Annotated in this window: 16 protein-coding genes and 1 other RNA gene; 3 read left to right on the top strand and 14 right to left on the bottom strand. The window is 52.4% G+C overall.

From position 1 onward, the window contains the following. Positions 1 to 57 precede the first annotated feature (57 nt). Both IMQ48_RS03550 and pdeH read right to left on the bottom strand, forming a co-directional pair. Complete coding sequence (locus IMQ48_RS03550; RefSeq protein ID WP_196207935.1) at positions 58 to 2118, bottom strand: AsmA family protein; 2061 nt, start codon at positions 2116 to 2118, stop codon at positions 58 to 60. Between the two features lie 78 nt (positions 2119 to 2196). After that, a complete protein-coding gene (pdeH, locus tag IMQ48_RS03545; RefSeq protein WP_196207934.1) occupies positions 2197 to 2964 on the bottom strand; it encodes a cyclic-guanylate-specific phosphodiesterase in 768 nt (255 codons plus the stop codon). 229 nt (positions 2965 to 3193) lie between these two features. Between pdeH and IMQ48_RS03540 the strand changes: the two genes are divergently transcribed. Next, entirely contained in the window at positions 3194 to 4123 is a 930-nt protein-coding gene (locus IMQ48_RS03540; protein ID WP_196207933.1) for a sugar kinase, read from the top strand. 99 nt (positions 4124 to 4222) lie between these two features. On the opposite strand, the gene IMQ48_RS03535 is transcribed toward IMQ48_RS03540, so the two are convergent. From IMQ48_RS03535 to IMQ48_RS03520, 4 genes are all read right to left on the bottom strand, one after another. Beyond that, on the bottom strand, positions 4223 to 5716 hold the full coding sequence (locus tag IMQ48_RS03535) for a pitrilysin family protein (protein ID WP_196207932.1): 1494 nt from the start codon (positions 5714 to 5716) through the stop codon (positions 4223 to 4225). A 221-nt stretch (positions 5717 to 5937) separates the two neighbouring features. Further along, positions 5938 to 7224 (bottom strand): dicarboxylate/amino acid:cation symporter, encoded by a 1287-nt coding sequence (locus tag IMQ48_RS03530; protein WP_196207931.1) that lies wholly within the window; start codon positions 7222 to 7224, stop codon positions 5938 to 5940. 178 nt (positions 7225 to 7402) lie between these two features. Beyond that, positions 7403 to 9388 (bottom strand): biofilm formation regulator HmsP, encoded by a 1986-nt coding sequence (gene hmsP / locus IMQ48_RS03525; RefSeq protein WP_196207930.1) that lies wholly within the window; start codon positions 9386 to 9388, stop codon positions 7403 to 7405. 225 nt (positions 9389 to 9613) lie between these two features. Continuing rightward, positions 9614 to 9721, bottom strand: a complete 108-nt coding sequence (locus IMQ48_RS03520) for a type I toxin-antitoxin system toxin Ldr family protein (RefSeq protein ID WP_196207929.1) — start codon at positions 9719 to 9721, stop codon at positions 9614 to 9616. 427 nt (positions 9722 to 10148) lie between these two features. Between IMQ48_RS03520 and megL the strand changes: the two genes are divergently transcribed. Beyond that, positions 10149 to 11345, top strand: a complete 1197-nt coding sequence (gene megL / locus IMQ48_RS03515) for a methionine gamma-lyase (protein ID WP_196207928.1) — start codon at positions 10149 to 10151, stop codon at positions 11343 to 11345. Positions 11346 to 11463: 118 nt separating this feature from the next. Next, positions 11464 to 12762 (top strand): amino acid permease, encoded by a 1299-nt coding sequence (locus tag IMQ48_RS03510; RefSeq protein ID WP_196207927.1) that lies wholly within the window; start codon positions 11464 to 11466, stop codon positions 12760 to 12762. Between the two features lie 46 nt (positions 12763 to 12808). Here IMQ48_RS03510 and IMQ48_RS03505 read toward each other — a convergent pair whose 3' ends face one another. The 8 genes from IMQ48_RS03505 to IMQ48_RS03470 all read right to left on the bottom strand — a co-directional run. Beyond that, positions 12809 to 14011 (bottom strand): sigma 54-interacting transcriptional regulator, encoded by a 1203-nt coding sequence (locus IMQ48_RS03505; RefSeq protein ID WP_196207926.1) that lies wholly within the window; start codon positions 14009 to 14011, stop codon positions 12809 to 12811. A gap of 176 nt (positions 14012 to 14187) precedes the next feature. Next, entirely contained in the window at positions 14188 to 15192 is a 1005-nt protein-coding gene (gene dppF / locus IMQ48_RS03500; protein ID WP_196207925.1) for a dipeptide ABC transporter ATP-binding subunit DppF, read from the bottom strand. After that, complete coding sequence (dppD, locus tag IMQ48_RS03495) at positions 15189 to 16172, bottom strand: dipeptide ABC transporter ATP-binding protein (RefSeq protein WP_196207924.1); 984 nt, start codon at positions 16170 to 16172, stop codon at positions 15189 to 15191. Before dppD ends, dppF begins: the two co-directional genes overlap by 4 nt. A gap of 10 nt (positions 16173 to 16182) precedes the next feature. Continuing rightward, complete coding sequence (dppC, locus tag IMQ48_RS03490; RefSeq protein WP_096759163.1) at positions 16183 to 17085, bottom strand: dipeptide ABC transporter permease DppC; 903 nt, start codon at positions 17083 to 17085, stop codon at positions 16183 to 16185. A 9-nt stretch (positions 17086 to 17094) separates the two neighbouring features. After that, the gene (gene dppB, locus IMQ48_RS03485) at positions 17095 to 18114 is read right to left on the bottom strand and encodes a dipeptide ABC transporter permease DppB (RefSeq protein ID WP_096759162.1); all 1020 of its coding nucleotides are present in this window, start codon (positions 18112 to 18114) and stop codon (positions 17095 to 17097) included. Positions 18115 to 18307: 193 nt separating this feature from the next. Next, positions 18308 to 19915 carry a dipeptide ABC transporter periplasmic-binding protein DppA gene (dppA, locus tag IMQ48_RS03480; protein ID WP_196207923.1) on the bottom strand — a complete coding sequence of 536 codons (1608 nt, stop codon included), beginning with the start codon at positions 19913 to 19915 and terminating at the stop codon, positions 18308 to 18310. Beyond that, entirely contained in the window at positions 19830 to 20066 is a 237-nt protein-coding gene (locus IMQ48_RS03475) for a hypothetical protein (RefSeq protein WP_137398959.1), read from the bottom strand. The genes dppA and IMQ48_RS03475 overlap by 86 nt, the downstream gene beginning before the upstream one ends. Positions 20067 to 20650: 584 nt before the next feature. Next, positions 20651 to 20725: non-coding RNA, RtT sRNA (locus tag IMQ48_RS03470), on the bottom strand; the annotation flags it as partial.

Raw genomic sequence — 20725 nt, 5'->3', positions numbered from 1 at the left:
CCTTATCCGGCCTACGTTGAGCATGAAATCCAGGCCGGGTAAACATCCGGCCAGACATCACTTCTTCATTTGCGACAAAATCGTCCGGCACTGATTGGCCTCACCTTCTGACGGTGAGATCAGTGCCAGCAGGGCGGCAGCCGGTGTGACGAGCGTTGCCAGTGCCGCGGCAACGGCTCCACGCGCAATCAACGGCCCTGCTTTCACTCCGGCCTGCGGGTTTTTGAATGTTCCGCGAACATACAGCGGTGAACGCAGCGTAATAATACGAATGCCTTTACTCTCCGGATCGACGGTTAAATCCAGCTGTTCAGAGGCAAAACTTGCTGTTCCGGTAACATTGATGACCGCATTTTCGGTATCAAAAGCAAAAATTTGCGGGCGCGCAACGCCATTGACGATATCCAGATTCGCCGCCGCACAGTTCACTCGCACTTCGTCATCACCAAATATCTGTCCGACGATATAGTTGCCCAAATTCAGCCCCACTATTTCCATCAGGTTTCGACTGATCAACCCGTCGTTCATCAACAACTTCAGGTTGCCATTACTGTTTCCGAGCAGCGCAGCCACCGAATTCCCGCTCCCACGAAACTCAGCGTCACCGTTCATTTCACCAAGCGTTTTCTGCATCAGTTCCACATCCGGCATCAGTTCCTTCAGCTTCAAACGACGCGCCTGGATAGTCGCCCGGCCCTGCATAGGCTTTTTATCCCCTTCCAGATGAATACGGGAGACGATGCTGCCTCCCGCCAGGCCAAATTTCAGCGGCTTCAGTTGCAGGTCGGCATTGTTCAGGATGATATGAGCGGAGAGATCGCTTACCGGCAGGCTGCTACCGTGCTCAATGCGTTGCCCTTTGAAACGTACGTCAGCGTCCATAACGTTCCATTTATCGGTTTCGAAACGGTCGTAGGGCAAGACTTTATCCGCGGGCTGAACATTCTTCTCACCTTTGCGTTGTTCAGATTGTTTGGCCCGTTGTGCACCTTTTCCTGAATCCACGCCAATCAGCGGCCCTAAATCCGCCAGCCGCAGCTGGCGCGACTCAACGTCGCCCTCCAGTTTTGGGCGCGGCAGGTCTGTGGTGTAAGTAAGCGTGCCGTGAATATCGCTGTCGCCGATGCGGCCATTAAAATCACGATAAGTAAACACGGAAGATTTCCCGCTACCTATTTTGGCCACCAGTCGCCCGTCAGTTTCAAAGGGGGGTGTATCCGGCAGCAGAACGCCGGTCAAATCGTACAAATCCCCGAGCGAATCTCCCGAGAATTTAAGCCGCAGATCCGCCCCGCCCATATTCATCGGATCGTTTATCGTGCCGATAAACGCTACGCGCGTATTGCCCGAACGGAAATCAGCCTGAATCGGGAACGGTGTTCCTTCGCCTCGCAGCGCCAGCATTCCGCCTATTTTCCCGCTACCACTTAGCGGTTCACCGTTATATCGACCTTGCGCTTTCAAACCAAACACGTAGTCCTCGACGCGAGCGTTGCTTTCTTTACCTTTTGCGCCGGTCACTTCGCTAAAGGGCAACGGTTTACCCAGCGGATCAACCAGGATCTCAATCTCCGACTTCGTCACCTTATCGTTAATGGCGATGCGTCCCTGGTCGAACAGAATGTTATCAAGTCGAAATGACCAAGCAGACGGCGGAGCATTAGGATCGGGGTTTTCACTCCCCGCGAGGGTAAAGGTCCAATTGTTATTTTTCTCCGACAAGCGGATAAGCCGCGCATCCGGTTTCACCAACTTAACCCACGGTAACCAGACCGTTTTGGTCAGCAACGCCAGCGGCGCGAGTGTGGCTTCAACACGCGGGAGATGCACCATGGTGATGTCAGGGATATCCGGCGGGTTGCCGAGGATAATATCCTCCGCATGAATGTGCGGCCACGGAACCCAGCTTCGCCAGCCAGTTTCCTGCTTCTGGCGTTCCCAGACCACGCCCAAATCACCGCGTATCGCGAAGGGTCGGTTAAGTTCAGTAGAGACTTTCTGGTTGATGGTCGGTTTGAGCCGGTTCCAGTCAAATGTCGCAATCACAATGATGAGTACGACGATCAACAACAAGAAAACCCCTAGTATGGATAGGGTTATTTTGCCTGCTTTCGTCATCTTTTACCTCCTTACTTTCTTCCTTGCCTGTCCTAAAGATAGTCCAGCAGGGTTAAAAGGAGGCAGATAACACCAACATCAAAGCGACAGTATCACCTCTTCAAGTGTATCCAGGGGAACCGGACGAGAGAGAAAATAGCCCTGCGCGGCAAACGCCGGCGAGTTTTGCACGTCGCGCCACTCTTCCAGGGTTTCCACACCTTCAACGATCACCCCACGGCAATAGCGATTCATCAGCTGTAGCAGCAGCGTGAACAGATTCCGGCCCTCCGGCGTCTGGCGCAGCATAATAAACAGATCCCGCGCCACCTTAATGTAGTCGTAGCTGACTTCGCTCAGGGCGGAGAAATTTGCCATCCCGGTGCCAAAGTCATCCAGCCAAAGCGGACCAAACTCGCACATTGAGGCAAATGACGATCCCTTCGGTAAGCGAATATGCTCCACCAGTTCAAAGCGCAGCCACGGCAGGCATTCAATGATTTTCAGTATGTCGGGATCCTGGCGCATCGCCAGCAGCGTCGGACCATCGACGTTCACCGATGCCAGCAGGTCGTGGGCTCTGAAAAAGTCGCTTTTCAGCTGGAGCTGCTGAAGTTGCTCCTTCACGACTTCAATACGATGACGTACCGCTATTTCGGCAAAATAGCGGTCTGGCGCTAGACGTTGGGAAGGATTATCAGAATGGCTCACCACTGTCAGTAGTTCAACGGCCATCAGCCGCCCATTAGTCTGGTAAATCGGCTGGTAGGTGTAAGCACGCTCGCACTGCAGCCAATAGCGTCTCTCCAGCAAGCTTTCTATACTCGCATCAGGCGTAATGAGCTGCTGGGTAACCTGCTTTATCATCTGAGATGTCCTGTAAATAAGAGTGTGACTGACCGGACTCGTCAAAGGTTATCGGCGCTCAGGCGCAGAACTTTACGCTCAGCACATCGCAAAATAAAAACCAGGCAGCAAAAAATCGCGCAGAATACGCGTTGGCTCAAAAAATTAATGGAACGATGTTTTAATATAGTTGACCACTTAACACCCACAGCGCACACTACCGTTAATTTTTTCAGAGCAGGTTACGACTATGTCCAGCAAGATTGCCGTGATTGGCGAATGCATGATTGAACTGTCACAGAAAGGCGCAGACGTTCAGCGCGGTTTCGGTGGCGACACGTTGAATACATCCGTTTATATCGCCCGTCAGGTCGATTCTGCGGCCCTTTCTGTACATTATGTCACGGCGCTGGGCACGGACAGTTTCAGCCAACAGATGCTGGATTCCTGGCACGGTGAAAATGTCGATACCTCATTAACGCAGCGTATGGAAAACCGCCTTCCGGGTCTCTATTACATTGAGACAGACAGCACTGGCGAACGCACCTTCTACTACTGGCGTAATGAAGCTGCGGCCAAGTTTTGGCTGGAGAGTGAACAATCAGCCGCCATTTGCGAAGAGCTGGCGACATTCGACTACCTGTATCTGAGCGGCATAAGCCTGGCGATCTTAAGCCCGTCCAGCCGCGAGAAACTGATTTTGTTGCTACGCGAATGCCGTGCCAACGGTGGAAAAGTCATTTTTGATAACAACTACCGTCCGCGCCTGTGGAGCAGTAAAGAAGAGACTCAGCAGGTGTATCAGCAGATGCTGGAGTGCACCAATATCGCGTTCCTGACGCTGGATGATGAAGACGCGCTGTGGGGTGAAAAACCCGTTGCTGAAGTGATTGCTCGCACCCACGCGGCTGGCGTAGAGGAAGTGGTGGTGAAGCGCGGCGCAGACTCGTGCCTGGTGTCCATCAATGGCGAAGAGCTCATTGATGTACCGGCGGTAAAACTGCCGAAAGAGAAAGTGATAGATACCACCGCAGCGGGCGATTCGTTCAGCGCCGGGTATCTTGCCGTACGCTTAACCGGTGGTGATGCCGCAGAAGCCGCCAAACGCGGTCACCTGACGGCAAGCACAGTGATTCAGCATCGCGGGGCGATTATTCCGCGCGATGCCATGCCGCAGTAACTTATTGTTCTTGTAGGCCGGATAAGGCGTTAACGCCGCATCCGGCATTGGGTACGCCGGGGGCGCTTCGCTTGCCCGGCCTACAGGTTACGATACCCTCTACTGTACCGGCGGAATATCCGTCACTTCAGGATGAGTCTCATCGGTTTCAACCGACACTGCCGCAGCGGTAACAGGTGCCATGATGGCATCCCACGTCGCCTGCAGATCCTTCATATTGAATTCCGGCTCACCCTTCGGCTGCAGCAGAATGAGTGCCATTTCTTGCGACAGTTGCTGGCGCAGGTCCTGATTCAACATTTCTACGGTCAAACCGTTGAGGAAGTTCTGGCGTAAACGCTGGTACTGCTCCGGCGCGATATCCACCACCTGATTTTGCAGTGAGCGCAGACGCTGGCTGATCAAAATATCGGTATCGGTTCGGCCATAGGTAGCAAACAGCTTCTGCAGTTCAAGATTTTTTTGTGCCACCAGCGCGTTAAACTCGTCTTCCGGCAGGCCCTTATCACGCACTTTCGCCAGCTCACGCGCCACCGTACCCAGATTCGCATTCAGCTTATCATTCGGTGACTCCACGTTGATGGCGCACTGCGCACGCAGGAACAGTACCCGACAGTCAAAGCCCAGGCCGATGTCTTTCGCATTGTTCCTGGTTAGCGTCTGCTGAATGTGCCAGAACAGCGCTTCACGGGCTAAATCAGCACGCCAGTAGCGCAACAGCGCGGCAGATTCACGAATCGGTTGCCACGGCGTATCCCACATGATGGAGAGGCGATCCTGGCGTACCGCATCGGTCATAATGCTCACCGCTTCAGCGCGTAGTGGAGAGAGCGTCGGTACCGGGGCCGGTGTCTCACGCTTACCTTTTAATTCGCCAAAGGTTTTGTTGATTTGCTCAGCCACGCTGCGCGCGTCAACGTTACCGACGATAATCAGCGTCATCGCGTCCGGGGTATACCATTTCTGGTAAAACGACTGAATTTTCTCAGCATCGACCGGAGTTTTCAGTGGATCGGCGGGATCGTGACCTAACAGTGTCGATCCCTTCAGGCGATAGCGCCACCAGCCTTCTTTGGTATCCATCGGCCAGGTTGTCACCATATCTTCGCTGCTCAGCGCATGGTTGATGGTTTCTGGCGTGATAGTCAGCTTGCCGGAGATATTCGCCAGATAAGAGAGCGACTCTTTCAGCAGGTCGTTACGGTTATTGGGCAAGCTGAGGTTATATAGCGTGGAATCATAGGAAACAATAACAGGCGGCATGGGACGCTTGGGATCGAACCCCTGCTGCCACAGTGAACGGGCTTGCGTGGCATCAAGGCCACCGCTTTGCGTCAGCGCGATACGCGGGATCGCATGGCTGAAACCACTCTGTTGTGTACTCTCGGTGAGTGAACCGGTATTAACCAGCAGGCGAACCTCGATACGGTCGCTGGGGCGCTGGGGGGTGGCCAACACTTGCCACTGTAAACCGTTTGCCAGCGTACCCTGTTGCCACGCCGGGTCAGGCTGGAGCGCATCTGCCTGCACATAGCCGGCAGAGGCCATCATCAGCAAGCTGCCCGCTAAAAGTCGAATTTTTGTGCCCTGCATGTGAACCCCTGATCAACAATCCTGGTAATAAAAAGACAGCCCTGGAAAGGACTCTCTGAATATGACGTTAAAACACTTCGTGTTAGACCGCGAAAACATAAAAATGTCACGGAAGAAGTGAAAAAATCCCGAAGCCATCGGATCGACGGCTTCAGGTACAGGGGGTAATTATGCGCAGGTGCCCGTAGCCCTACAAGGGACTACGGGCATAAGTGACGAGATTAAGAGGATAAATCGTGCGTTTTGCCATCCGGCGCACGATTATTCAGCGTGTCATCCAGCTTTTTGCTATCCAACTCTTTCACCCATTTAGCAACAACAACTGTTGCCACGCCGTTACCAATCAGGTTGGTCAGCGCACGTGCTTCAGACATGAAGCGGTCAATACCAAGAATCAACGCCAGACCGGCAATCGGCAAATGACCCACGGCGGAGATCGTCGCCGCCAGTACAATAAAGCCGCTTCCGGTCACACCCGCAGCCCCTTTTGAAGAGAGCAGCAGCACCACCAACAAGGTTATCTGATGGAAGATATCCATATGGCTGTTTGTTGCCTGGGCGATAAACACCGCCGCCATCGTCAGATATATTGATGTGCCATCAAGATTAAACGAGTAACCGGTAGGGATAACCAACCCGACCACCGACTTCCGACAGCCCAGCTTTTCCATCTTATCGAGCATACGCGGCAGCGCGGACTCGGAAGAAGATGTGCCCAGAACAATCAGCAGTTCTTCACGGATATAGCGGATGAATTTGAAGATGCTAAAGCCGGTTGCACGGGCAATAGATCCCAGCACCACCACCACAAACAGAATACAGGTGATGTAGAAGCAGATAATCAACTGCCCCAGCTGTACTAGTGTACCGACGCCATATTTACCGATGGTAAAGGCCATGGCCCCGAAAGCACCGATTGGCGCCAGGCGCATGATCATGTTGATGATGCCGAAAATGACCTGCGAGAAGCTTTCAATCACGTTGAAAATCATTTGGCCTTTGCTGCCCAGACGGTGCAGCGCAAAACCAAACATCACCGCGAACAGCAATACCTGCAGGATGTTGCCGCTGGCGAACGCGCCAATGACGCTACCCGGGATAATATCCATCAGGAAGCCCACGATCCCCTGGTCTTTTGCCTGCTCAGCATAAATCGCTACTGCTTTGGCATCCAGCGTTGCCGGATCGACGTTCATCCCGGCACCGGGTTGCACCACGTTGACGATGATAAGACCGATGATCAGCGCAATCGTACTGACTACTTCAAAATAAAGCAGTGCAACCGCACCCGTGCGGCCTACTGCTTTCATACTTTCCATGCCTGCAATGCCGGTAACGACAGTACAGAAGATAACGGGAGCGATGACCATCTTAATGAGCTTAACGAACGCGTCGCCAAGCGGTTTCATTTGGGCGCCTAATTCAGGGTAGTAATGGCCAAGGAGAATACCGATGGCAATCGCTGTCAGGACCTGAAAGTAAAGGCTTTTAAATATTGAGGTTTTCATAGGGTGTCCTTAAAGTAAAAACCACAGGTCTTGTAAGGTTTTATTTAACCTGCGGCCCTAAAGTAACACCCACACAACATGACAGAAATGTACAAAGATCATAATTGATACAAAAATGTTAAAAATTTTGAGCTGGCTCGCACAAGCGCACCCTTTTTTAACTTTTGTAATCAGCTCATTACTTCGTTAAATAGCATTCTTCGAAGATATCTGCCGGAACTGGACGGGCAAATAAGAATCCCTGCGCCACTTCCACGCCCGCCTGCGCCAACCACTCACGTTGTGCTTCGGTTTCGACACCTTCGGCAATCATCTGCAGATCGAGGCTATGAGCCAACTGAATAATCGCCGTGATCATGCTGCAATCCTCAGGCACGCCATCGACAAACATCTTATCGATTTTGAGCACATCGACCGGCAGCGACTTCATGTGCTGCAACTGGCGTAAGCCAGCGTAGCCCATACCAAAGTCATCCAACGCAATACGCACTCCCGCATTACGCAGCGGGCGCAAAATAGCGACGGCCGCGTTGGGATCATCAATATGCCGGCTTTCGGTGACTTCAAGAATCAGCGTGCCGGGCTTCACACGATACCGGTTTAACAGTTCCAGCAGGTCCGACACCATATTAGGGTGCATTAACTGCAGTGCAGAAAGATTCACCGACAGCGGAAGCATCAGGCCGCGCTCCTGCCAGGCAGCAAGCTGGCGGCAGGATTCCTCCAGTACCCAGTACCCGACAGTAATCATCAGACCACAGGATTCAATCCTGTCGATTAACCCTTCCGGCAGTTCCCAGCTTCCATCCGGCTGCTGCATCCGTAACAGCGCTTCCGCACTCAGGACCTTGCCGCTGGTGATCTCCACCTGCGGCTGCATCCACAGCGCAAATTGCTGGTTGTCCAGCGCGGTAAGAATGTCGTTCTCTTCCGTCAAACGCTGTTGAGCTTCTTCCATTTGCTGCGGGTCAAAGAATTGAATCTGATTTTTACCTTTCCGCCGAGAGGTGAGTGCGGCAGAGAGTGCGCGGCTGTAAAGTTGTTCTGCGGTTAAGTCGCCATAAAACATCGCCACCCCAATATTGCAGTTGGGGCGCAGTTGGATGCCGTGAATAGGTAACCGCTCATTAATGATAGTGAGTACTTGCTGACCTAATGTAATGGCATGCCAGGGCTCCTTCACGCCATGCGCAATAATGGCGAAGTCGTAGCCGCTCACCTGGGTAAGCACCATTCTGGGCGCCAGCACCGACTTGAGTTTTTCAACCACTGTCAGCAACAGGATTTCCCGCTGGGTTTCGCTCAGTACGCCTGCGGTATCCCGCAGCGTTTCGCAGGTGACAATCATCAATGCCGTCGTTTGCTTACGGGATACAACCTGTTCCAACAACCCCATTAAAAACGTCTTATTGGGCAGATCGGAGACCGGATAACGCATTGAATAGTCGCTTTGTTCTTCACTGTGGCGCTGCACCAGTTGCTGATTCAGGTTGTAACTGCGCACCAGCATACCAATCTCATCATCCTGATGCAGGCGCGGCAGCGTTAGTTGGTAACCCATTAACGCCTGCTGAGGGATCTCATTCAGTTCTCGTGCAATTTTACGTAATGGGTGAATAATCAATCGGTTAATGCACCAGGAAATCGCCACCGTCAGGATCAGAGATAAAAGTAAGTAAATGGTCACTAACGTTGAGAGCGTACTCATCACGAATTTGTACATACGATACGAATCCGCCTGCAGCACCAGATAGGCCAGCGGCTGCGGGTTGGCTGAGCGCTCCAGGGAATAGACCGGCAGCGAGATCTGCACCGGCAACTCGAACAGGCGAGTCACCGTCACCGGGACCGAACGTTCGGGAATAAAGCTCATCCGCAGAGCCTGAAACTGATTCGGTAGCACCACATCGGCGCGACTGACTACGCCCGCAGGCTGAATGCGTCGTAAAATCGTCTCCGCTTCGGGGATATCCCCTTTCAGGATGGTGGCCGACAGGGGCTCACGGACAGAGCGAGCGATACTTTCCAGTTGCGTAGCCGTGTTATAGCGGTTCTGCTGTACCAGATGAAACAGCAAAACGGTGCAAAAAATAAAAACAAACACCATGACTACGGCCGCAACCATCGCCATCTGCTTAATTGTTAACGAGCGACTGACACGCAAACTGACTCTCCATGGATAGACAAAACTGCCGTCAGAGTATACCCGATCATAGCGTCATTAAGAGAGGCGCTATCTGAAAACTTCCCATCGCGTATTATCGCCGCAGGTTTGACGCCTGGCGTGGAAAGTTATCGACATAAAGACGAAAAAGGCCGCAAGGTTAACCCCTGCGGCCCGGTTCGGGCGCATGTTGCCATCACAGCAGCCAAACACCCACAAAGCGCATTACTTCCTGTTACGCAACCAGCCCACAATCAGGCTGGCAATAGTGCCAGCGATGATTGGAGCCGCTAAATCGTGCCAGAAAGCCACGCCTAACTGTGCGAGCGTCATATAGCCGCCTGTGTTGCAATGGCAACTGTTCACGGCTATTCTTGAGTTGTTGAGGTTCAAGTTAGCCCCCGTTTTGTTGCCAGGTTTTTACCGAACAACGTGCGGGGGTTTTCTCTTTCCAGCAACCGATGCCGCCGGGGATCAAGCCCCCGCAACATTGCGCCTCACCGGGTCATCCCGGCTTGTTTTTGATTCTACGGCAACACATCCACCCCATCACCCCAGCATAATCCAGTCTGCGTAAGGCCTCGCAATTAAGGCTTAATAAATCCGCTAACCGCTGGAAAGTTTTTTGCCAGCTGGCAACTTTTCTGACGCCCCCCTGAAACAAAAACAATCTAATTCATTGATATTTAAACCTTAATTTTCTGGCACAGCTATTGCTATTTGAGTGTGAGCTGTTCTGATCCGAATTAAAGGAGATATCATGTCTGACTGTCGTGCTTACGGATTCAATACCCAGATCGTTCATGCGGGCCAACAGCCCGACCCTTCCACTGGCGCGCTCAGTACGCCTATTTTCCAGACGTCAACCTTCGTTTTTGACAGTGCTGAACAGGGCGCCGCCCGCTTTGCGCTTGAAGAACCCGGCTACATCTATACCCGTCTGGGAAACCCCACCACCGACGCGCTGGAGAAAAAGCTGGCGGTGCTGGAAAAAGGCGACGCTGCGCTGGCAACTGCATCCGGTATTTCAGCCATCACCACCTCGTTGCTGACCCTGTGCCAGCAGGGCGACCATATCGTTTCCGCCAGCGCCATTTATGGCTGTACTCACGCTTTCCTGTCACACAGCTTGCCGAAGTTCGGCATTAACGTCAGCTTTGTTGACGCCGCCAAGCCGGAAGAAATCCGCGCGGCCATGCGCCCGGAAACCAAAGTGGTATATATCGAAACGCCAGCGAACCCAACGCTCTCGCTGGTTGATATTGAAACGGTCGCCGGGATCGCCCATCAACAGGGCGCATTGCTGGTCGTGGATAACACCTTTATGTCACCCTACTGCCAGCAACCTCTGCTGTTGGGTGCCGACATCGTGGTACACAGCGTGACCAAATACATCAATGGTCACGGGGACGTAATTGGCGGTGTGATTGTTGGCAAGCAGGAATTTATCGACCAGGCACGATTCGTCGGGCTGAAAGATATCACCGGCGGCTGCATGAGTCCGTTCAACGCCTGGCTGACGCTGCGCGGCGTTAAAACGCTGGGCGTCCGTATGGAGCGCCACTGTGAAAACGCGTTAAAAATTGCTCGTTTCCTGGAAGGACATCCGGCCATTACCCGCGTGTATTACCCTGGCCTGCCTTCACACCCGCAGTATGAGCTGGGTAAACGCCAGATGAGCCTACCGGGTGGAATTATCAGCTTCGAAATCGCCGGCGGCCTCGAGGCTGGCAGACGGATGATCAATTCTGTAGAATTGTGCCTCCTCGCGGTCAGTCTCGGTGATACCGAAACCCTCATTCAGCACCCAGCGTCTATGACACATTCGCCCGTTGCGCCAGAGGAACGGCTCAAAGCAGGTATTACCGACGGACTTATCCGTCTTTCTGTTGGTCTTGAAGATCCAGAAGATATTATTAACGACCTTGAACACTCCATCAGAAAGGCAACATTCTGACTATTACGGCCTGAACCGACGCAGATCGGCTCAGGCCGTTGAGAATCAAGGTACAACAGCCTGGCTATACGCGTAATTCCTTTCCCGGGAAAAGCGCGTATTTTCGGCAGGGGGTTCTATGCAGGACAACACATTACAATTAAGCAACACTACAGCAACCGCCGCATCCTTCTCAACAAAGCTACCTTTTACAAAATACGATTTTGGCTGGGTATTACTCTGCATCGGCATGGCGATTGGCGCCGGAACAGTGCTGATGCCAGTACAAATTGGCTTAACCGGTATTTGGGTATTTATTGTCGCCTTTATTATTGCCTATCCCGCCACCTATATTGTGCAGGATATTTATTTAAAAACGCTCTCTGAAAGTGAAACTTGTAATGACTATACCGATATTATTAGTCACTACTTAGGAAAGAACTGGGGCGTATTTCTCGGCGTCATCTATTTCCTGATGATTATCCACGGAATATTTATCTATTCATTATCCGTTGTTTTTGACAGTGCGTCCTATATCAAAACCTTCGGGCTCACCGATACCGACCTTTCACAGTCGATCATCTACAAAGTCGCGATCTTTGCGGTGCTGGTTGCCATTGCCTCCGGCGGGGAAAAGCTGCTATTCAAAATCTCCGGCCCGATGGTGGTGGTAAAAGTGGGTATCATCATCGTGTTTGGCTTTGCGATGGTTCCCCATTGGAACTTCAGCAATATCAGCGCATTTCCTGAGGCGGGGGTCTTCTTCCGCGATGTCTTGCTAACCATCCCGTTCTGTTTTTTCTCGGCGGTGTTTATTCAGGTGCTGAATCCTATGAATATCGCCTACCGCAAACGAGTATCAGACCGGGTATTAGCAACACGTATGGTCATTCGCACCCACCGCATCAGTTATATTACGTTGATTGCGGTGATCCTGTTCTTCTCATTTTCCTTTACCTTCTCCATTAGCCATGAAGAAGCGGTATCAGCCTTCGAACAAAATATTTCCGCGCTGGCACTGGCAGCTCAGGTGATCCCGGGGCAAATTATTCATATCACTTCCACAGTGTTGAATATTTTTGCCGTACTGACGGCATTTTTCGGTATTTATCTGGGATTCCACGAGGCCATGAAGGGTATTATTCTTAACGTAATGGGTCGTGTGATCAACGTTGAGAAAATTAACCCACTGGTGCTGACGCTGGGAATTTGCGCCTTTATCGTGACCACATTGGTGATTTGGGTATCATTCCGCGTATCAGTGCTGGTGTTCTTCCAGTTAGGAAGCCCACTTTACGGTATCGTCTCGTGCATTATTCCGTTCTTCCTGATTTATAAAGTCGCACAGCTAGAAAAACTGCGCGGAGTAAAAACATGGCTTATCCTGCTGTACGGAATTTTGCTGTGCCTGTCACCGTTGTTGAAGCTGATTGAGTAACGGATTGAATAACCCGATGACAGCGCCGTCACACCCCTGACGGCGCTTAATTCACACTCTCCAGCTGATAACTACGAATTTTATTCAGCACCGTTGTATGCGATACGCCCAGCGCTTTGGCAATATGCCGCGACGAGACATTCTCTTCTACCATCTGTTCAATCAACTGACGCTCAGCGCACTGAACCTGCTGTTTAAAAGGTCGCTCGGCATGAATCTGTTTACCTGACGACATCTCCACTATTCCCAAATCTTCTCGGGTAATCACATCAGATTCTGCCATCAACATCAGACGAATGATGGTGTTTTCCAATTCGCGCACGTTCCCCGGCCAGCCGTGATGATGCATAGCATCAAAGCAGGCTTTATCCAGGATTAACCGGCGCTGAAATTCTTTCGCGTATTTCTGCACAAAGTGGCGGATCAACAGGCTGAGGTCCTGCGGACGTTCCCGTAACGGAGGAATAGTAAGGGAGAGTACGTTAATTCGATAATAGAGGTCGGCGCGCAGCAGGCGTTGCTCGACCATATCTTCCAGATTGGCGTTGGTTGCCACAATAATACGCACGTTAACCGGAATAATCTGCGCCCCACCCACGCGGCGAATCCCACCATCCTGAAGTACACGCAATAATTTGGCCTGTAAATTCAGCGGCATCTCGCCAAATTCATCCAGAAAAAGGGTACCTTTATCGGCCATTTCAAACAGCCCTTTTTTACCTTTACCGTCCGCACCACTGAAAGCCCCTTTTTCATAGCCGAAAAATTCACTTTCCATCAGCGACTCGGGTAATGCGGAGCAGTTAACCGGAATAAAGGGATAAAAGCTGCGCTGGCCAGAATTATGGATTGCCCGGGCTAACAGTTCTTTACCGGTCCCGGTTTCGCCACGGATCAGGACGGTATATTTGCTGTCCGCAATTCTAATCGCCTTTTCAATCAGTGCCTGCATGCTCTGGCTGCTACAAATAATGTCCGAAAAATAGCGTGGACGTTCTGGTTCAGGCATCGACAGTTCGCTTATCTCTTCGCAAAGGTAAGCGACGTTAATAATATCGGCTCGCTGGCTTAAGCAGGATTGTACACAGGAAATATCCTGCAACTGACGGCACCAGGATTTAATCAGGATCCGGCCAGCCGTCACTTTCATTGAGATGATATTGATATCACAGCAGGAAAACTCCTTCAGGACATCCTCAACCATAGACAAGCGATCAATTGTTTTAATATCCCAGCGTATCGTGACCACATTTGCTCCAGGTAGTTAGCAACTGCGAAGTAGATATTTCTGTGACGCTCAATAATCTGACTACATTCTAGACGCTGTGGAATAATGTTCTGCCAATGGACTCACATTGTGGAAGTAAAAACGAAATATAAAAAAAACGGAGCACAAGGCTCCGGTTATTGGGTCATAACCCACGCTTATTGCTGCGGATTCTCATCCTGATCTACGGCAAAGCACGCCACCAACTGACCGCCGTAATCTTTAAGCTGTGGCTGTAGCTGGGTACAAGGACCAAAGCGACGACGGCAGCGGGCGTTGAACGCGCAGCCCGGCGGCGGATTCAGCGGGCTTGGCAGCTCGCCGGTCAGCTTGATACGCTCACGACGGTCGTCCGGGTTCAGACGCGGCGTCGCGGAGAGCAGCGCCTGGGTGTACGGATGACGCGGATTGTTGAAGATCTGATCTTTGGTGCCTTTCTCCACGCAGCGACCTAAATACATCACCATCACTTCATCGGCAATATGTTCCACCACCGACAGGTCGTGGGAGATAAAGACATAGGACAGACCCAGATCCTGCTGCAGATCCATCATCAGGTTCAGCACCTGTGCACGCACGGAAACGTCCAGCGCGGAGACCGGTTCGTCGGCAATCACCACGTCCGGGTCGAGCATCAGACCGCGGGCGATGGCAATACGCTGACGTTGGCCGCCGGAGAACATGTGCGGATAGCGATCGTAGTGCTCGGTTTTCAGGCCGACTTTCGCCATCATCGCCAGCGCTTTTTCACGTCGCTGCTCTTTGCTTAAGCTGGTGTTGATCTGCAACGGCTCCTCCAGAATCTGCCCCACTTTCTTACGCGGGTTCAGCGAACCGTACGGGTTCTGGAACACAATCTGGATTTTTTGCCGACGCAGCTTCTGCGCCTGCGGGTCATGCTTGAGCAAGTCCTGCCCCTGATAATACAGCTCACCGCCGGTAGGGGTTTCAATCATCGTCAGCAGGCGGCCCAGCGTTGACTTGCCGCAGCCAGATTCACCCACTACTGCCAGCGTTTTGCCACGCTCAAGGGTAAACGAGACGCCATCCAGTGCTTTCACTAGACGTTCCGGAGCGAATAGCCCTTTCTTCACCGGATAGTATTTTTTCAGATCGGTGGCCAGCAACAGAGGCTGTTGCGTGGTGGCCTCATGCGTACTCATAGTGTGGGCCTCCCGGCATCATCAAGTGGGTAGTGGCATTTCGACTGGCGACCATTGCCCAGAATGTTCAGCTCAGGTTCCACGCTACGGCATGTATCTGTGGCATACGGGCAGCGCGGGTTCAACAGACAACCGTTCGGACGGTCGTATTTACCCGGCACCACGCCCGGCAACGAGGCCAGACGCGCTTTATCCTGCGCAAACTCCGGCAACGCGCGCAACAATGCCTGGGTGTACGGATGGCGAGGCGCGCGGAAAATATCATGCGCGGCCCCGGTTTCCACTACCTGACCAGCATACATCACGATAATTTTGTGTGCTGCTTCCGCCACCAAAGCCAGGTCATGCGTAATCAACACCAACGCCATATTTTCTTTCTGCTGTAGCTCCAGCAGCAGTTCGATGATCTGCGCCTGAATAGTCACATCCAGCGCAGTTGTCGGTTCATCGGCAATCAACAGCTTCGGACGACAGGCTATCGCCATGGCGATCATCACGCGCTGGCTCATCCCGCCGGACAGCTGGTGCGGATACACATCGAGGCGTGAGGCCGGGTCGGGAATACCCACCTGCGTCAGCAGGTCAATTGCCCGCTGAATGCGGGTTTTCTTGTTGCCGCCCTGATGCACCTTAATGGCTTCCATAATCTGGTAGCCGACGGTATAGCACGGGTTGAGGCTGGTCATTGGGTCCTGGAAGATCATCGCCACTTCGGCACCCACCAGCTGCCGACGCTCTTTCTCAGAGATGCGTTTCAGGTCACGGCCATTAAACTCCAGGCTTTCCGCCATCACGCGGCCAGGGTAGTCAATCAACCCCATAATCGCCAGTGAACTGACAGACTTACCAGAGCCAGATTCCCCGACAATCCCCACCACTTCGCCCTGATTCACACTGTAGCTGATGCGGTCTACGGCTCGGAATTCGGCGCCAACGTCGCCGAAATGTACAGATAATTTGTCTACATTTAATAACGCCATCTCGAGCCTCTTACTGCTTCAGTTTGGGATCGAGCGCGTCACGCAGACCGTCACCCATCAGGTTAAATGCCAGCACCGTCAGCAGGATCGCCAGACCCGGGAAGGTCACGACCCACCAGGCACTTTGCGCGAACTGCAACACATCAGAGAGCATGGTGCCCCACTCCGGTGTTGGCGGCTGCGCACCCATACCCAGGAAGCCAAGCGCGGCCATATCGAGAATGGCGTTAGAGAAGCCAAGCGACGCCTGAACAATCAGCGGCGCAAGACAGTTAGGAAGAATGTTGACGAACATCTGGCGCATCGCCCCGGCCCCCGCCACGCGAGATGCGGTGACGTAGTCACGGTTCACTTCCACCAGCACGGCCGCGCGGGTCAGACGCACATAGTGCGGCAGTGCCACGAACGTCAGCGCCAGCGCAGCGTTACCAATCGACGGGCCAAATACGGCGACCAACACCAGAGCCAGCAACAGACTCGGCAGCGCCAGCATGATATCGACCACACGCATGATGATGTTATCAACAATACCGCCGAAATAACCGGCCACCAGGCCGAGGATAACCCCCATCACCAGCGACAGCACCACCACCAGACAGCCGACCAGCAGCGACAATCGTGCACCATACATCAAGCGCGATAACACATCGCGTCCCACGTCGTCAGTACCGAACAGATGCGCCCACGAGCCCCCTTCCTGCCACGCAGGAGGTGCCAGCAGCGTATCGCGAAACTGTTCCGCCGGGTTATAGGGCGCAATCCAGTTGGCGAAAATGGCAATAAACAGCACGATGACCACATAAACGAGGCCAACAACCGCACCTTTGTTGCGTTTAAAATAGTGCCAGAACTCCTGCAACGGGGTCATCGGCACCGGTGCAGCAATAACTTTATTTTCAGTAACCTGTGACATGATGGCCCCTTACTTCTTATGCCGAATACGCGGGTTCACCACGCCGTACAGCAGGTCTACCAGCAGGTTGACGAGAATAATCATCGTCGCTACCAGTAATACACCACCCTGCACTACCGGATAATCACGGCGTTGCAGCGCATCAATCAGCCAGCGCCCCAGACCCGGCCACGAGAAAATGGTTTCGGTCAGAATAGCCCCTGCCAGCAGCGTACCAACCTGCAGACCGATAACGGTCACCACGGGCAGCATGGCGTTGCGCAGAGCATGAATGACGATCACACGCATCCGTGTCAGCCCTTTGGCGCGCGCGGTACGAATGTAATCTTCGCCCAGCACTTCCAACATTGACGAACGGGTCATACGCACAATCACCGCCAGTGGAATGGTGCCCAGCACCATCGCGGGCAGGATCATATGCGCCACGGCATCAATGAAGTTGCCCTCCTCACCCCAGATGGCGGTATCGATCAGCATAAAGCCGGTCAGCGGGTTGGAATCATCAAGGAACACCATATCGCTCACCCGCCCGGAAACCGGCGTCAGGTTCCACTGCACGGAAACCAGCATGATCAGCATCATGCCCCACCAAAAGATAGGCATGGAGTAGCCGGTCAGCGCCAGACCCACAGCGGTGTGATCGAAAATGGAGCCACGCTTAACCGCAGCAAGTACGCCGACCGGAATGCCTACTGCAGTGGCAAACATCATGGCGCAGACGCCGAGTTCCAGTGTCGCTTTAAAGCGCGGCACGAACTCTTCCCACACTGGTAAGCGGCTTTTTAACGAAATGCCTAAGTCACCATGCATAACCCCCCAAATATAATGGAGGTACTGCTGCCACATCGGTTTATCCAGACCGAGTTCAGCCAGCAGTTGAGCATGACGCTCAGGGGAGATCCCACGCTCACCCGCCATGATCATTACCGGATCGCCGGGGATCATATGGACGAAAGCAAAGGTGAGAAGAGTGATACCGATAAACGTAGGGATGACGAGTCCCAAACGTCGGAGAATGAACTGCAACATAACCCGGATTCTCTCTAATGACGCACGGCCTGGAACCGTGAATCTGTATTGCTCACAAATCTTATCCCACGCATAAACAACTGTGGGTAAAGCACTACGCCGGATGGCGCTACGCTTATCCGGCCTACTCTCGTAGGCCTGCGCAAGCGTAGCGCCGCCAGGCATGGGGTGCATGAACACCCCTGAGTTTTAATTATTCGATAGAGACATTTTCGAAGTGGTGTTTGCCTAATGGATCAACCACATAGCCTTTGACTTCTTTACGCACTGGCTCATACACGGTGGAGTGAGCAATGATCAGCGCAGGCGCCTGGTCATGCATCACTACCTGAGCTTGTTTGTAGAGTTCAATACGCTTGTTGTGGTCGTCGGTCGCGCGTGCCGGTTGAATCAGGTCTTCAAACGGCTTGTAGCACCAGCGGGAGTAGTTGGAGCCATCTTTCGCCGCCGCACAGCTAAACAGGGTAGCGAAGAAGTTATCCGGATCCCCATTGTCACCAGTCCAGCCCATCATAACGGCCTGGTGCTCGCCTGCTTTAGCACGCTTGAGGTACTCGCCCCACTCGTAGGTTACGATTTTGGCCTGTACGCCAATCTTCGCCCAGTCAGCCTGAATCATCTCAGCCATACGGCGAGCGTTCGGGTTGTACGGACGTTGTACCGGCATTGCCCACAGCTCAACGGTAAAGCCTTTATCCTGACCCGCTTCTTTCAGCAGCGCCTTGGCTTTTTCCGGATCGTAGCTGTAGTCTTTAACGTCGTCGTTATAACCCCACATGGTTGGCGGGATCAGGTTCTTCGCGGCAACGCCAGCGCCCTGATAAACCGCTTTAATGATCGCTTCTTTGTTCACTGCGTAAGTCAGCGCCTGACGCACTTTCACATCATCAAATGGTTTCTTCTCGGTGTTGAAAGAGAGGTAGCCGACGTTCAGGCCCGCCTGCTCCAGCAGGTTGAGGTTTTTGTCCTGCTTCATACGCGCGATGTCAGCCGGGTTCGGGTACGGCATGACCTGGCACTCATTCTTCTGCAGCTTGGCGTAACGCACGGACGCGTCAGGCGTGATGGAGAAGACCAAACGATCGATCTGCGGCTTAGTACCCCAGTAACCGTCAAATGCTTTATACAGAATGCGCGAGTCTTTCTGGTACTGCTGCATCTGGAACGGACCGGTACCGATTGGGTTCAGATCCACTTTCTCCGGGGAGCCAGCTTTCAGCATGTTATCGGCATATTCTTTGGAAAGAATAGAAGCGAAGTCCATCGCCAGATCCGCAAGGAATGGCGCTTCCGGGCGAGTCAGCACGAACTGAACCGTGTTGTCGTCGACTTTCTTCACTTCACTAATCAGGTCTTGCAGACCCATGCCTTCAAAGTATTCGTAGCTGCCGCCAGAGACTTTATGGTACGGGTTTTGAGCATTTTTCTGACGGTCGAAGGAGAAAACAACGTCATCAGCGTTGAAAGTACGGGTCGGTTTAAATTCTTTATTGTCCTGCCACTTCACACCCTGACGCAGATGGAAGGTATAGGTTTTACCGTCTTCGCTGATTTCCCACTTATCAGCCAAGCCCGGAATCACTTCAGTGGTACCGGTTTTGAACTCAACCAGGCGGTTATAGATCGGTACTGAACTGGCATCATAGGTTGTGCCAGAAGTGAAAAGCTGTGGGTTAAAGCCTTCAGGAGATCCTTCTGAACAATAAACCAGAGTTTTAGCCTGTACGCTTGCGGCGCAGGTCATAGCCACCAGGCTCAGACCAAGCTTCAGCATCCCTGACTTCTTCAAGGAAATACTCATTCTTCTGCTCCAAATGTGATGTTTGTTGTTTTACCCTTTGCAGTGGGTTTGCACCGCCTGGCCTTTTTTGTTTTTTACCCGGCCGGGTCGGCGTTAAGAGGATGGGGATTCCGTTCACATAAGCGACTGAGTTGCAGTGCGGATTCTCCATGAAATGCCCCTCATGCCCTACAATCTGTCAACAGAATGTGAAAACGTCAATACAGGTAACCGTGATTTACGCCAACGGTGAGAATCCACAAACAAAGATTAAAAAAAGTGCAGAGGGGCATTTTCAGCAGGGAAATTTGTGCTACGCGGCCTATACCAGAATAAATATCTTCATATTTAGCAACATTTAGTGATTAACATTTATGCAAAATGTGAAAAATTTCTTAATAAATGCTGCATATCTGAGCGATTAATACCACGAACGTTAAAGCGCACAGCGTAAAATGCCAGGTTCAGCCATAAGTAGCGCAAAAAAAGTTTCAAGCAAATATAAAAAAAGACAATGGAATATGTCACAGAGTCGTTAACAAACAGTGGGAAGTGGTACACAATTTTTGCAGATAAAATGAAGGTCAAAATAGGGACGGGAAAACGCAAAATACGTCCTGCCAGCACCACACAGATAGGCCGGCGATACCGGCCCCCACGCGCTTTAATTGCCTGATGGCGCTGCGCTTATCAGGCCTACAAATCCTCTCTGCCTCAAATGCAAAAAACCCTGCTCGTTGAGCAGGGTTTTAAATTTGGTCGGTGATAGAGGATTACTCGCCACTACGTGGCTCACCCTGCGGGCCGTTGCTGCCGCAACGTTCTCTCACT

The sequence above is a fragment of the Citrobacter sp. Res13-Sevr-PEB04-36 genome, from assembly GCF_015672735.1.
Taxonomy (GTDB): domain Bacteria; phylum Pseudomonadota; class Gammaproteobacteria; order Enterobacterales; family Enterobacteriaceae; genus Citrobacter.
The sequence above is the reverse complement of the archived record's forward strand: the minus strand, read 5'-3'. Positions and strand labels throughout refer to the sequence as shown.

Excerpts from the sequence above, each read along its gene's own strand:
- dppD (WP_196207924.1), bottom strand. The coding sequence starts at position 16,172 with ATGGCGTTATTAAATGTAGACAAATTATCTGTACATTTCGGCGACGTT.
- IMQ48_RS03540 (WP_196207933.1), top strand. The coding sequence starts at position 3,194 with ATGTCCAGCAAGATTGCCGTGATTGGCGAATGCATGATTGAACTGTCA.
- IMQ48_RS03535 (WP_196207932.1), bottom strand. The coding sequence starts at position 5,716 with ATGCAGGGCACAAAAATTCGACTTTTAGCGGGCAGCTTGCTGATGATG.
- IMQ48_RS03510 (WP_196207927.1), top strand. The coding sequence starts at position 11,464 with ATGCAGGACAACACATTACAATTAAGCAACACTACAGCAACCGCCGCA.
- IMQ48_RS03550 (WP_196207935.1), bottom strand. The coding sequence starts at position 2,118 with ATGACGAAAGCAGGCAAAATAACCCTATCCATACTAGGGGTTTTCTTG.
- megL (WP_196207928.1), top strand. The coding sequence starts at position 10,149 with ATGTCTGACTGTCGTGCTTACGGATTCAATACCCAGATCGTTCATGCG.
- IMQ48_RS03520 (WP_196207929.1), bottom strand. The coding sequence starts at position 9,721 with ATGACGCTCGCACAGTTAGGCGTGGCTTTCTGGCACGATTTAGCGGCT.
- dppC (WP_096759163.1), bottom strand. The coding sequence starts at position 17,085 with ATGTCACAGGTTACTGAAAATAAAGTTATTGCTGCACCGGTGCCGATG.
- dppF (WP_196207925.1), bottom strand. The coding sequence starts at position 15,192 with ATGAGTACGCATGAGGCCACCACGCAACAGCCTCTGTTGCTGGCCACC.
- IMQ48_RS03475 (WP_137398959.1), bottom strand. The coding sequence starts at position 20,066 with ATGGAGAATCCGCACTGCAACTCAGTCGCTTATGTGAACGGAATCCCC.
- dppA (WP_196207923.1), bottom strand. The coding sequence starts at position 19,915 with ATGAGTATTTCCTTGAAGAAGTCAGGGATGCTGAAGCTTGGTCTGAGC.
- IMQ48_RS03530 (WP_196207931.1), bottom strand. The coding sequence starts at position 7,224 with ATGAAAACCTCAATATTTAAAAGCCTTTACTTTCAGGTCCTGACAGCG.
- dppB (WP_096759162.1), bottom strand. The coding sequence starts at position 18,114 with ATGTTGCAGTTCATTCTCCGACGTTTGGGACTCGTCATCCCTACGTTT.
- pdeH (WP_196207934.1), bottom strand. The coding sequence starts at position 2,964 with ATGATAAAGCAGGTTACCCAGCAGCTCATTACGCCTGATGCGAGTATA.